This window comes from Nostocoides sp. (assembly GCF_037045025.1).
GTDB lineage: Bacteria > Actinomycetota > Actinomycetes > Actinomycetales > Dermatophilaceae > Nostocoides_A.
Window position 1 is genome coordinate 654,955 of sequence record NZ_JBAOHM010000011.1, and the last position, 12,812, is coordinate 667,766.

Annotated in this window: 8 protein-coding genes, 1 tRNA gene and 2 pseudogenes; 9 read left to right on the top strand and 2 right to left on the bottom strand. The window is 69.3% G+C overall.

The window, feature by feature from the left end:
* Positions 1–69 precede the first annotated feature (69 nt).
* Together V9G19_RS14285 and V9G19_RS14290 are read left to right on the top strand one after the other, a co-directional pair.
* The gene (locus V9G19_RS14285; protein WP_462286069.1) at positions 70–1,422 is read left to right on the top strand and encodes a hemolysin family protein; all 1,353 of its coding nucleotides are present in this window, start codon (positions 70–72) and stop codon (positions 1,420–1,422) included.
* Positions 1,419–2,450: a hemolysin family protein gene (locus V9G19_RS14290; protein WP_462286070.1), complete on the top strand. Its 1,032-nt coding sequence runs from the start codon at positions 1,419–1,421 to the stop codon at positions 2,448–2,450. The genes V9G19_RS14285 and V9G19_RS14290 overlap by 4 nt, the downstream gene beginning before the upstream one ends.
* Before the next feature lie 164 nt (positions 2,451–2,614).
* On the opposite strand, the gene V9G19_RS14295 is transcribed toward V9G19_RS14290, so the two are convergent.
* Positions 2,615–2,686: transfer RNA gene (locus V9G19_RS14295), tRNA-Arg, on the bottom strand.
* Positions 2,687–2,820: 134 nt separating this feature from the next.
* Here V9G19_RS14295 and argS point away from each other — a divergent pair.
* From argS to rho, 6 genes and pseudogenes are all read left to right on the top strand, one after another.
* Positions 2,821–4,489, top strand: a pseudogene (argS, locus tag V9G19_RS14300) (arginine--tRNA ligase).
* A gap of 5 nt (positions 4,490–4,494) precedes the next feature.
* Positions 4,495–5,926, top strand: a pseudogene (lysA, locus tag V9G19_RS14305) (diaminopimelate decarboxylase).
* Between the two features lie 7 nt (positions 5,927–5,933).
* Complete coding sequence (locus V9G19_RS14310; protein WP_462286071.1) at positions 5,934–7,259, top strand: homoserine dehydrogenase; 1,326 nt, start codon at positions 5,934–5,936, stop codon at positions 7,257–7,259.
* Between the two features lie 6 nt (positions 7,260–7,265).
* Positions 7,266–8,363, top strand: a complete 1,098-nt coding sequence (thrC, locus tag V9G19_RS14315) for a threonine synthase (RefSeq protein ID WP_462286072.1) — start codon at positions 7,266–7,268, stop codon at positions 8,361–8,363.
* Positions 8,364–8,365: 2 nt separating this feature from the next.
* The gene (thrB, locus tag V9G19_RS14320; protein WP_462286073.1) at positions 8,366–9,334 is read left to right on the top strand and encodes a homoserine kinase; all 969 of its coding nucleotides are present in this window, start codon (positions 8,366–8,368) and stop codon (positions 9,332–9,334) included.
* A 269-nt stretch (positions 9,335–9,603) separates the two neighbouring features.
* Positions 9,604–11,634, top strand: a complete 2,031-nt coding sequence (gene rho, locus V9G19_RS14325; protein ID WP_462286074.1) for a transcription termination factor Rho — start codon at positions 9,604–9,606, stop codon at positions 11,632–11,634.
* Positions 11,635–11,752: 118 nt separating this feature from the next.
* Here the strand turns inward: rho and V9G19_RS14330 are convergent, their stop codons facing one another.
* Positions 11,753–12,388 (bottom strand): GNAT family N-acetyltransferase, encoded by a 636-nt coding sequence (locus V9G19_RS14330; RefSeq protein ID WP_462286075.1) that lies wholly within the window; start codon positions 12,386–12,388, stop codon positions 11,753–11,755.
* 179 nt (positions 12,389–12,567) lie between these two features.
* On the opposite strand from V9G19_RS14330, the gene rpmE reads away from it, so the two are divergent.
* Positions 12,568–12,783: a 50S ribosomal protein L31 gene (gene rpmE, locus V9G19_RS14335; protein WP_462286076.1), complete on the top strand. Its 216-nt coding sequence runs from the start codon at positions 12,568–12,570 to the stop codon at positions 12,781–12,783.
* Positions 12,784–12,812 lie beyond the last annotated feature (29 nt).

Sequence of the window (12,812 nt, forward strand, 5' to 3'; positions counted from 1 at the left end):
GAACCCCCATCGCTTGCCGATTGCTGCGTGACCATTCAATCAGGTCGGCTCAGTAGACTGCGCAGCACTATGACCGAGTGGCTACTCGTCGTGTTCGCGATCGTCCTGACACTCGGGACGGCTGTCTTCGTCGCCGCGGAATTCTCCCTCGTGGCGCTCGACCGCCCGACCGTGCAGCGGGCCGTCGACCAAGGTGACCGGCGCGCCGACACGGTGCTGGCGTCCCTCCGTCACCTGTCGACCCAGCTCTCTGCTGCGCAAGTGGGCATCACGTTGACGACGCTCGTCCTCGGCTTTATCGCGGCGCCCTCGGTGGGGGCCCTGCTCGCCGTCCCCCTGCGGGTCGGTGGCCTGTCCGAGGGGCTGGTGACATCGCTCTCGTCGGCCGGGGCCCTGGTGATCGCGACGGTGTTTTCGATGATCGTCGGCGAATTGGTGCCGCAGTTCCTCGGCATCTCGGCGCCGCTGCGGGTTGCCAAGGTGGTCGCCCGGCCGGTGCGGATCTTCGAGATGGTTGCGCGGCCGCTCATCCTGATCCTCAACGGTTCGGCCAATGCAATGCTGCGCGCGATGGGGATCGAACCGCAGGAGGAACTCTCCGCCGCGCGGACACCGCAAGAACTCGCCTCGCTCGTCTCGACCTCCGCCGCGGCGGGGACCCTCGATGAGGGAACTGCCCGGCTGGTCACCGCCTCGTTGGGCTTCGGAGCCCAGACCGCCGCCGATGTCATGACCCCGAGGTCACGGGCCAGCAGCGTCGAGCGCACCGCCAGCGCCGCCGACGTCGTTGCCCTGGCCCGGGCCACGGGTCATTCCCGGTTCCCGGTGCTCGGCGCCGACTGGGACGACATCGACGGCGTGGTGCACGTCAAGGCGGCCATCGCCGTCCCCTATGAGCGCCGTCCCTCGGTGCCCGTCTCGGCGTTGATGGTCGATCCGGTCGTCGTGCCCGAGACCGTGCGCCTGGATCCCCTGCTCGCCAACCTGCGCGAGTCCGGCCAGCAGTTCGCCGTTGTCGTCGACGAATACGGCGGCACCTCGGGAGTGGTCACCCTCGAGGACGTGATCGAGGAGATCGTCGGCGACGTCGGCGACGAGCACGACCGGGGTCAAACCACCGGCCGGCGGCTGATCGACGGCTCCTGGACCGTGCCCGGCCTGTGGCGACCGGATGAGGTGCGCTCCCGGACCGGAGCCGTCATCCCGGACGGGCCGGCATACGAGACCGTGGGCGGCTATGTGATGGCCAGCTTGGGCCGGGTGCCACAGGTGGGCGACCAGATCGATGCGCTCCCCGGCTGGCGACTCGTGGTAGCCGACATGGACGGCCTGCGCGTCGACCGGTTGCGGTTGATCCCGGTGCCCGTGCCCGACGACACCGACGAACCCGAGGAGCCTGGCGACCCGGAGTGGACGCCATGAGCCCCAGCCTGTGGATCACGATCGCATTATTGCTGCTCAACGCCTTCTTCGTCGGCGCCGAGTTCGCGGCGATGGCCGCGCGGCGCAGCCAGCTCGAGCCGCTCGCCGACGGCGGCAACCGGCGCGCGCGCACGTGCATCGAGGCGAGCGAGCACATGGGCTCGGTTCTCGCGTGCGCCCAAATGGGCATCACGTTGTGCTCGGTGCTGCTCGGCGCGATCTCCGAAGCCGCGCTGCACCATACCCTCGAGGGCCCGATGCACCGGCTCGGTGTGCCCGAAACGATGGTCAGCGCGGCCGCTCTGGCGCTCGCGCTGCTCGTCATCGTCTATCTGCACGTTGTCGTGGGCGAGATGATCCCCAAGAACCTCTCGATCGCCGGGCCCGAGCGGGCGGCGCTGATCCTCGTTCCGCCGCTGTATGCGCTGACCCGGCTGCTGCGACCGGCCATCTCGGTGATGGAGGGGGCAGCCAAGTTCCTCGTTCGCCGGCTCGGGATCGAGCCCAAGGACGAAGTGGCTAGCGCCTACACCGCCGAGGAGGTCCACCACATCGTCGTCGAGTCTCACCGCGAGGGCCTGGTCGAGCAGGAGCAGTTCGGGTTGGTCGGCGCGGCGCTGGAGTTCAGCGACCTGGATGCCGGGCAGGTCGGCATCCCGCTGCAGGATCTGGTGACGGTGACGACCGAGTCGACGCCCGCCGAGATCGAACGGCTGGTCGCCAAGCACGGGTTCTCCCGCTACCCCGTGTGCTCGTCCTCGGGGGAACTGACCGGATACCTGCACCTGAAGGATGTCTTGTATGCCGATCCCACCGAGCGTCACGAGCCGGTCCCGGCCAAGCGCGTCCGCCGGCTGGCCACCGTCGCCCTGACCGACGAGATCGAGGACGTGCTCGCCACCATGCAGCGCACCGGCTCGCACCTCGCCCGGGTCGTCGACCCCGAGGGCGAGGTGCGTGGGGTCGTCTTCCTCGAAGATGTGCTCGAAGAGCTGGTCGGCGAGGTCTCCGACGCCTCGCAGCGCTGAGCTGAGTCCATCGCCCACTTCTACCGGACGGGCATCGTCGCGCCCTGACCCCCCGCCTGCGGACACTCAAACGATCAATAGCGGGCCGATCCGGTGATTGGAACGTGCAAAGCAGCGTGTTGGGGGCCATTGATCGTTTGAATGTCCGGTTTGCCGATTGTCGGTGCCCCCGGCAGGATTCGAACCTGCGCTCCCGCCTCCGGAGGGCGGTGCTCTATCCCCTGAGCTACGGGGGCGCGGGCCGAGAAGGCTGGCGCCGGGGGTCGAGGTTAGCAGGCGCAGGCTGGGGACCGTGAATCGACCTGGCAGCCGCCCGCCTGGCTTGAAACAGCGGCGCGAGCGATCGCGGAGACCTTCGTAGAATCGCCCGGTGACCCCCGAAGAGCTGGCCGCCGCGATCCGTGCTGCCCTCGCCGACCTCGTCGCCAGCGGCGACGTGACGCGTCGACGTTGCCCGAGACGCTTGCGCGTCGAGCGGCCCCGCCAGGCCGGACACGGAGACTGGGCGAGCAATATCGCGATGCAATTGGCCAAGCAGGCCGGTATGCCGCCGCGTGACCTCGCGACCAAGCCTCGCCGCAGCGCTTGGCGCTGGGTCGCCGGAATCGCCGAGGTCGAGGTCGCCGGACCCGGCTTCCTCAACATCACCCTCGACACGGCGAGCGCCGGCGAACTGGCGCGCACCATCGTGGCGTCCGGCGCGGCATACGGAACCAGCGACGACCAACGCCGGGACGCAAGGTCAACCTCGAGTTCGTCTCGGCCAACCCGACCGGCCCGATCCACCTCGGCGGCACCCGCTGGGCCGCCGTGGGTGACGCCCTGGCCCGGGTGATCGAGGCGACCGGCGCCGACGTCACCCGGGAGTACTACTTCAACGATCACGGCGCCCAGATCGACCGGTTCTCCCGCAGCCTCCTCGCGGCGGCCCTGGTGGAGCCGCGCCCCCGAGGACGGCTATGGCGGCGCCTACATCGCCGAGACCGCCGCCCAGATCGTCGCCCGTGAGCCGGGGATCACCACGCTGCCCCGCGCGGAGGCCCAGGAGCGGGTCCGGGCCCTCGGGGTTGAGATGGCCTTCGCCGACATCAAGGCGACCCTGCACGACTTCGGCGTCGACTTCGACGTCTACTTCCACGAGAACGACCTGCACACCAGCGGCGCGGTCGAGCGGGCCGTGGCGCGCTTGCAGGCACCTCGGCGCGATGTACGAGAAGGACGGCGCGCTCTGGCTGCGCACCACCGACTTCGGCGACGACAAGGACCGGGTGGTCATCAAGTCCGACGGGCAGCCGGCCTACATCTCCGGCGACCTGGCCTACTACCTCGACAAGCGCGAGCGTGGGTTCGACGAGTGCCTCATCATGCTCGGCGCCGACCACCACGGCTACGTCGCCCGGATGATGGCGATGTGCGCCTTGTTCGGCGATGTCCCGGGCAAGAACCTGCAGATCCTCATCGGTCAGATGGTCAACCTCGTCAAGGACGGCCAGCCGGTCCGGATGAGCAAGCGGATGGGCACCGTCGTGGTCCTCGACGACCTCGTCGACGCCGTCGGCCGGGACGCCGCCCGTTATGCCCTTGAGCGCAGCTCGACCGATTCCAATATCGACATCGACCTCGACCTGTTGGTCAAGCGCAGCAACGACAACCCGGTCTACTACGTCCAGTACGCCCACGCCCGCACCGCGAATGTCGCGCGGCTCGCAGCGGAGGACGGGGTGCGCCGCGAGGACGGGTTCGACCCCGCCCTGCTCGCCGACCCGACCGAGGCAACCCTGCTGGCGACCCTCGGCGACTATCCGCGTGTCGTCGCCCAGGCCGCGTCGATGCGTGAGCCCCACCGTGTCGCCCGCTACCTCGAAGACCTAGCCGGTCGCGCCCACAAGTGGTACGACACCTGTCGGGTGCGGCCAATAAACGCCGACGAACCGGTCACCGATCTGCACCGCACCCGCCTGTGGCTCAATGAGGCCACGCGCACGGTCCTCGCGAACGGCCTTGGCCTGCTTGGCGTTTCGGCGCCCGAGAGGATGTAGGCTGAATGCGTGCGCACGAGGCCGGCGCCCTGCACGCCGAGGGGTATGGCGGTCCGCCCATCTGGCTGCCCTATCCCCGGGACGTCAACGAGGTGCTTGGCGCAGCTGTGGCCGACCGGGACCCAGTCGCGACGCCGTCGGGCCGGCTGGTGATCGGCGGCGTCGACGTCGAGACCCTGGCCGACGAGCACGGCACCGCGGCATACGTCATCGACGAGGCCGACTTCCGCGACCGCGCCCGGGCATTCCGGGACGCGTTCGCTGCGGCCTTCGACGGGTGGAGGCGACGTCTTCTACGCCGGCAAGGCGTTCCTGTGCACCGAGGTGGCCCGCTGGGTCGACCAGGAGGGCCTGGGCCTGGACGTGTGCACCGGCGGCGAGCTGGCCGTCGCCATTTGCGCCGGCTTCCCCGCCGAGCGAATCGCCTTCCACGGCAACAATAAATCGCGTGCAGAGATCGACATGGCCCTCGACTATGGCGTCGGCCGCATCGTCCTCGACTCCAATACCGAGATCGCCCGGGTCGCGAATTCTGCCCGCGAGCGCGGTGTCATCGCCCCGGTGATGATCCGCGTCACGGTCGGGGTGGAAGCCCACACCCACGAGTTCATCGCCACCGGTCACGAGGACCAGAAGTTCGGCTTCAGCCTTGCCGACGGGCGGGCCCGGCTTGCTGCAGAGCTAGTGCTGGAGCACCGGGACACGTTGGCACTCAAGGGTTTCCATTCCCACATCGGCAGCCAGATCTTCGACACCACCGGCTTCGAGCTGGCGGCCCGGCGGCTGGTCGGCCTGCATGCCGATGTCGTCAACGACTTGGGGGCCGACCTGCCGGAGATCGACCTCGGCGGTGGCTATGGCATCGCCTACACCTCCCAACACACCCCCCTTGGCCCCCGAGAACTCGCCGAACAACTCGCCGACATCGTGCGCCGGGAGTTCAAGGCAATCGGCAATGGCGACAGCGAGACGACGCCGCGGGTCTCGATCGAGCCCGGGCGCGCGATCGCCGGTCCGGCCGGCGTCACTCTCTATCGAGTCGGCACGATCAAGGACGTATCCCTCGGGGACGGCTTCTCCCGCCGTTACGTCTCCGTCGACGGCGGCATGAGCGACAACATCCGCCCCGCGCTGTATGAGGCGGACTACTCCTGCGCGCTCGCCTCCCGCGCGTCCGCCGGTGCGCCCCGCCTGGTCCGCGTGGTCGGCCGGCACTGCGAGAGCGGCGACATCGTCGTGCTCGACGAATACCTACCCGACGATCTCGCCGTCGGTGACCTGATCGCGGTCCCGGGCACCGGGGCCTACTGTCGGAGCATGTCGAATCAGTACAACCACACCCCACGCCCGCCGGTCATCGCCGTCCGGGACGGGTGTTCGCGCGTGCTGATCCGGCGGGAAACCATCGACGACCTCCTCAATCTGGACATGGGGTGACCCCTTCGTGCTGACCTCGGAACCCGGCAAGCCGATCCGCGTTGCGCTCCTCGGCTGCGGTGTTGTCGGCTCCTCCGTTGCCCGGATGCTTGTGGAGCAGGCCGACGACCTGGCCGCCCGCATCGGTGCGCCGCTTGAACTCGTCGGCGTCGCGGTGCGGCGAATCGGCAAGGACCGCAGCGACATCCCGGTCGACCCAGCCCTGTTCACGACGGACGCGGCCACGCTGGTGACCGCTGCCGACATCGTCATCGAGGTGGTTGGCGGGATCGACCCGGCCCGGGAATTGCTGCTCAGCGCCATCGCGAACGGCGCCTCGGTGGTCACCGCCAACAAGGCGCTCCTGGCCGAGGACGGACCCACGCTGTATGCCGCCGCCGACGCCGCCGGCGTCGACCTGTACTTCGAGGCGGCGGTAGCGGGCGCCATACCGATCCTGCGACCGATCCGGGAGTCGCTCGCCGGCGACCGGGTCGCCAAGGTCCTCGGCATCGTCAACGGCACGACGAACTTCGTCCTGGACAAAATGGACACTACCGGAGCGGGTTTCGCCGAGACCGTCGCCCAGGCCCAGGCGCTCGGGTATGCCGAGGCCGACCCCACCGCCGACGTTGAAGGTTTCGACGCCGCCGCCAAGGCGGCCCTGCTCGCCTCGCTCGCCTTCCACACGAGAGTCTCGGGCCGAGACGTCTATCGCGAGGGCATCACCGAGGTCAGCGCGGCCGACATGGCTGCCGCCAAGGAGATGGACTGCGTCGTCAAACTGCTCGCGATCTGTGAGCGCTCGACCACCCCCGACGGCGAGGGGGTCTGCGTCCGGGTCCACCCGGCGATGATCGCTCGCACCCACCCGCTCGCCTCGGTCCGCGATGCCTACAACGCGGTCTTCGTCCAGGCCAGCGCGGCGGGTGAGCTGATGTTCTACGGCAAGGGCGCGGGCGGTGACCCGACCGCGTCCGCCGTGCTCGGTGACCTCGTGGCCGTGGCCCGCCACCGGGTGTCCGGCGGGCGCGGGCCGGGCGAATCGGCATACGCGGACTTGCCGATCCTCGACTTCGGCACCTCCTCGACGCGTTATCACATCAGCCTCGACGTCGATGACCGCCCGGGTGTGCTGGCGGCAGTGGCCACCGAGTTCGCCCGGCATGACGTCTCGATCGACACGGTGCGCCAGCATGTGCTGACCGACCCCGAGACCGGCGAGCAGCGCGCCAACCTCGTTGTCGTCACCCACCGTGCCACCGAGGCCGCCCTCGCGGCGACCGTCGACGCTCTCGCCGGTCTCGACACTGTGGCCGAGGTCGTGTCCGTCATGCGCGTGGAAGGAGCCTGATCAGCCATGGCCCACCAATGGCGCGGCGTCATGCGGGAGTATGCCGACCGCCTCCCCACCCTGGCCGGTGCACCGGTTGTCACGCTGCTCGAGGGCGGCACACCGTTGATCGAGGCCGAGCGGCTGTCCGAGCGAGTCGGTGCGCGGGTCCTGATCAAATATGAGGGCCTAAACCCGACCGGCTCCTTCAAGGACCGCGGCATGACGACGGCGATCTCGATGGCCGCCAAACACGGCGCCAAGGCCGTCATCTGCGCGAGCACGGGGAATACGAGCGCCAGCGCCGCGGCATACGCGACCAAGGCGGGGATGACATGCGCCGTCCTCGTTCCCGACGGCAAGATCGCCATGGGCAAGCTCAGCCAGGCCATCGCCCACGGGGCGGTGCTGCTGCAGGTCGAAGGCAACTTCGACGACTGCCTCAATGTCGCGCGCAAGCTCGCCGAGGCCTATCCGGTGGAGTTGGTCAACTCGGTCAACCCGGCCCGGATCGAGGGCCAAAAGACGGCCTCCTTCGAGATCGTCGACGCGCTCGGCGATGCCCCGGACATTCACTGTCTCCCGGTTGGCAACGCCGGAAATATCACGGCCTACTGGAAGGGTTACCGCGAATACGTCGCCGGCCATGGCATCGCTGGCGTCCCCGACGGGCCGGCCGCCAAACGGCCCCAGATGTGGGGCTTCCAGGCCGCCGGTGCCGCGCCGATCGTCCTCGGCCACCCCGTCGACGAGCCGGAGACGATCGCCACCGCCATCCGCATCGGCAACCCGGCGTCGTGGGTGCAGGCCGAGGAGGCGCGCGACGACTCCGGCGGGCGGATCGAGGCGGTCACCGACGAGCAGATCCTGGACGCCCACCGGCTGCTGTCATCCACCGAAGGCATCTTCGTCGAGCCGGCCTCGGCGGCCTCGGTCGCGGGCCTGCTGCACGTCCACGCGGCCGGGCAGGTGCCTGCTGGGGCCACGATCGTCTGCACTGTCACCGGGCACGGATTGAAGGACCCCGCCTGGGCGCTCAAGACCGCCGATGGCAGTGAGATTGTGCCGCAACGCATCCCGGTCGACGTCTATAGCGCCGCAGTCGCTCTGGAATTGGACGGCTGAGCGTGTCGACCGGGCCGTGGCGAGCCGGTCAGACGGTCACCGTGTCGGTCCCGGCCAGCAGCGCCAATCTCGGTCCCGGGTTCGACTCCATCGGTGTCGGCCTGGAGATCCGAGACCAGTGCACGATCGTGATCCGCGACGAGCCCGGCGTCGCGGTGCACGTCACCGGCGAGGGCACCGGGGCGGTGCCGGTCGACGAGCGTCACCTGGTCGTTCGCTCACTGCTGCGCACCTGGGAGCTGTTGGGCGTATGCCGCCCCGCGGGTCTGGAGCTGACCTGCGTCAACCGCGTCCCCCACGGTCGCGGGCTCGGCTCCTCGGCCACCGCCATCGTCGCCGGGGTCAGCGCGGCCTTCGCGCTTGCTCACGTTGCCAATGCGGGCCATCTCTCCGTCGACCTAGATGCCGTCAACGACATCGCGGCCGAGTTGGAAGGCCATCCGGACAATTCCTCGGCGAGCGTCTTTGGCGGGTTGACCCTGAGCTGGACCGCAGACGCGCCCGCGGCGCGCGAGTTCGCTCGCACTCAAACGGTATTTCTACGCCCGCACCCGAGCATCCGGCCGATTCTCCTGGTCCCGGAAACGGCACTGAGCACCGCCACCGCCCGTGCCGTCCTGCCCGCGCGTGTCCCACTGCGGGACGCGGCGGCCAACGGCGCCCGGGCCGCGTTGCTCGTGCATGCGCTCACCGCCGATCCGTCGCTATTGCTCCCCGGAACCCGCGACTGGCTCCATCAGGAGGCCCGCCGTCCGTCGTATGCCGAGTCGATGGCGATCGTCGACCGGTTGCGCTCCAGCGGGATCGCCGCGGCAATCTCGGGAGCCGGGCCGTCCGTCCTCGCCCTGGTCGTGGGGGAAGGCGCCGGTGAGGTGGCCGCGCAGGCCCCGAGCGAGTGGCGATTGCTCGATCCCGGGTTCGCGCCGCAGGGGGTGCGCGTGCTCGGCGGGAATGACGGCGCACCCCAGTGACGTTGAGTCGAATTGTTACCTGATCTCCCCGGAGACAGGTTGCGCGCAGATCCCGGATGTGGTGCTAGAGTGACGGCGCACGCGCGAACGAATCCAGCTTCTCGCCGACCGCGACAGTGCACACTCCCTGCTCTTCACCCTTTGTCTCCTTCCCTGACGAGCAAAGCGGCGGAGCAGAAAAGTTCTTATCGGCCAAGACAATTGGCCAGATTTCCACCCATGGGGCCCGGCCTTGCCGGCCCGGCCCGCAAGCTAGGGGAGGGTCCTTCGTGACCGAAACCACCACTCTCGACCCGAGCGCCGCAGGCGCCGGCGAGAAGCCGCGTCGCTCCGGCGCGCTCACCGCAATGCGGTTGGCCGAGCTGCAGGGGCTGGCCACCAGCATGGGCATCTCCGGCACGGCCAAGATGCGCAAGAGCGACCTCATCGACGTCATTCGCGCCCAGCAGTCCGGCGAGCGAGGCCCGGCTGCCGCCAGGCGATCGCGGCGGGCGAGCAGTCCGGCCGCGGCGCCGAGCACCGCGACGACGAGCACTTCCGAGCCCGGTGAGGCGTCCACGCACGAGCCGTCGGCCGAGACGACCGCCGCGGACCGCGAGGGCCGCACCGACCGGGAGGGCCACGTTGAGGGCCAGGCGGGCGCCGCTTCGGGTGCCGCCGTGCCAACAACCGAGTCCGTGCGTGACGACCGTGCCGAGCCATTGGCTCGCCAGCGGCACGACGGGCGCCGCCGCGACCACGAAGGTCGCCAGGACAACCGCCAGGACAATCGCCAGGACAACCGCCAGGACCGCCCCGAACGCCACGACGGCCGGCCGGACAATCGCCAAGAGCGGCAAGACAATCGGGGCGAATCCGACGCCGCCCAGGACGGGCGTCAAGGCGGGCAACCGGATCGCGACGGCCGGGGCCAGGACAGCCGCCAAGAGCGTCCCGACAACCGGCAGGGCGGCCAGCAAAACCAGAACTCGCAAAACCAGAACCGCTACGACGACGAGGACGGCTACGGCGGCGGGCGGCGCCGCAACCGCAACCGCAACCGCAACCGCGACAAGCGCCGTGGTCGCCAGGACGGCGCGACCACCGAGACCGAGAATGAGCCGCAGATCGCCGAGGACGACGTCCTCGTCCCGGTGGCCGGCATTCTCGACATCCTCGACAACTACGCCTTCGTGCGCACCTCCGGCTACCTGCCCGGCCCCAACGACGTCTACGTTCCGCTCGGGATGGTCAAGCGGCACGGGCTGCGCAAGGGCGACGCGGTCACCGGCGCGGTCAAGACGCCCAAGGACGGCGAGGAGGGCCAGACCGTCCAAAGCGGTGGCCGCGGGCAGCGCCAGAAGTACAACCCGCTGGTGCGGCTCGACACCGTCAATGGGATGACGCCGGAGCAGGCCAAGACGCGTGCCGAGTTCGGCAAGCTCACCCCGCTCTATCCGCAGCAGCGGCTACGGCTAGAGACCGAGGCCAACATCCTCACCACCAGGATCATCGACCTGGTGGCCCCGATCGGGAAGGGCCAGCGCGGGCTGCTCGTCGCCCCGGCCAAGGCCGGCAAGACCCTCATCCTGCAGGCGATCGCCAACGCGATCACCGCCAACAACCCCGAGTGTCACCTGATGGTGGTTCTCGTCGATGAGCGTCCCGAGGAAGTCACCGACATGCAGCGGGCGGTTAAGGGCGAGGTCATCGCCTCGACCTTCGACCGGCCGGCAGATGACCACACCACGGTCGCCGAGCTGGCGATCGAGCGGGCCAAGCGCCTGGTCGAGATGGGTCACGACGTCGTCGTGCTCCTCGACTCGATCACCCGCCTGGGCCGCGCATACAACCTCGCCGCCCCGGCGAGCGGGCGCATCCTCTCCGGTGGTGTCGACTCGGCGGCGCTCTATCCGCCAAAGCGGTTCTTCGGTGCCGCCCGCAATATCGAGAACGGCGGCTCGCTGACGATTCTGGCCACGGCGCTGGTCGAGACCGGATCCAAGATGGACGAGGTCATTTTCGAGGAGTTCAAGGGCACCGGCAACATGGAGCTCAAGCTCGACCGGCAGCTGGCCAACCGCCGCATCTTCCCCGCCGTCGACATCAACAACTCCGGCACCCGGCGCGAGGAGATCCTCCTGGCCCCGGAGGAGCTGAAGATCATGTGGAAGCTGCGCCGGGTCCTGGCCGCGCTCGACGCCCAGCAGGGCATGGAACTGCTCATCGACCGGCTGAAGAAGACCCGCAGCAACTACGAGTTCCTCATCCAGGTCCAGCAGACCAGCTCGATCCGCATCGACGACGAGGACACCGCCTAAGCCCGTCACCCCCCGGATCCGCTGAGGTCTGCGCTTTTCGCTGAGGTCGGCATACCGGTAGTACGACCTCAGCGAAAACACCAGACCTCGGCGGGTTTCCCGGTCCGCCGCCGGGGTGTCAGCCCGGGCCCGGGGTGCGGTCGATCGTGAGGCGCATCTGGGGGAATTCGTGCTCGGTGAACCCGTACGCCTCGTAGCGCCGCCGCCCGTCGGGGGTGGCGAACAGTTCCACGGACGTCACCGCCGTCGACTCCCGGAACCACTCCATCACGGCATCGACGCAGCCCTGCCCGAGCCCGGTCATCCGGTGCTCGGGGAAGGTCGCGACGTTGCCGAGGACCCCGACCTTCCCCGTCGGGTTGCCGGGGGAGGGCGTGCGGTCGACGACCTCACCGACGGCGCAGGCAACCGCCGTGCCGTTGACTTCGGCCACGGTGACGTTGACCGCCGGGTTCTTGAGGTTGACCTGGAACCAGCGGCGCGCGTTTAGCTGCCACTCGTTGGCCGATACCTTCTCGGTGCTCGTGCCCATCGCGGCAAACATCAACGCGCGCAGGGCAACGACGGGTGCCAGATCGCGCGTCTGCGCCCGGCGAATCAGCGGCCCCGAGGCGCCCGCGGCTGCGTTGTCGGCGGGCTGCTGCCCGGCGTCATCGGACCCGCGCCCGCGCAGGGTCCAAGCGAGGTCCTTGGGCCCGCCACGTCGGGCTCTCCTCGCGGCCCTGCCCTCACCCGCCGGGTTCTCACTTGCCACCTGGCCAGTATGCCGAGCGGCCCTGGAATACCGCCGCAGCCGCGCGCGTTTGGGGGAGAGTGCGCCGCTCTGGCACACTTGAGCGTTGGACCGGTTCACGGCACGCGCCCACCCGCGCAGGGCCTGCATCGCACCAGGCGATGGGCCCGCCGACCCGGACGAGACGAGGAGCAGCAGCAGTGAAAAAAGACATCCACCCGGCGTATGCCGAAACGACCGTGACCTGCACCTGCGGGGCCACGTTCACCACCCGCAGCACCGCCAAGAACGGCATCATCCACGCCGACGTGTGCAGCAACTGCCACCCGTTCTACACCGGCAAGCAGAAGATCCTCGACACCGGTGGCCGCGTGGCCCGCTTCGAGGCCCGCTACGGTAAGAAGGCCGCCAAGTAGCTTCCCCGGCGCGCCGGTCCACCCAGCGG